Source organism: Limosilactobacillus mucosae DSM 13345, assembly GCF_001436025.1.
Classification (GTDB): Bacteria; Bacillota; Bacilli; order Lactobacillales; family Lactobacillaceae; genus Limosilactobacillus; species Limosilactobacillus mucosae.
Window position 1 is genome coordinate 1 of the sequence record NZ_AZEQ01000078.1, and the last position, 408, is coordinate 408.

The 408-nt window shown below is 33.6% G+C and carries 1 pseudogene; it reads left to right on the forward strand.

Annotation, left to right across the window (positions count from 1 at the left end):
* Nucleotides 1-49: 49 nt before the first annotated feature.
* A pseudogene (locus tag FC47_RS10820) lies at nucleotides 50-408 on the forward strand (helix-turn-helix domain-containing protein); the annotation flags it as partial.

A 408-nucleotide genomic window follows, 5' to 3' on the forward strand; every position in this document is an offset into this window, starting at 1 on the left:
TATACAGATGAAATAGAAAATTCATCTTATATTTGGAGGGCATTTAAAATTGGCTAGAAAAAAATACTTTTCACTTGAGCAAAAATTAGCGATCCTTGATGAAACTAAAAGACTCAGTCTCAACAAAGTGGCAAAATTATATCAAATAGATGCAAAAACAATTCGAGCTTGGAAATTAATTCTTAAATACCAAGGTATTCACGGTTTATCGTACAGCTACAAAAGGCATCATTACTCAGAGTCTAAGAAAAAAGCATTAGTTAAAGAATTTAATAGCTCCTCTGAATCTGCCTTAGTATTTGCGGCTAAGCATGGAATAGCTAGTGATCGTAGCTTACGTGAGTGGGTTATTCGGTATAATGAATCAAAAGCCACGGTTTATACACCGAGAAAGCGAGATTCAATTAT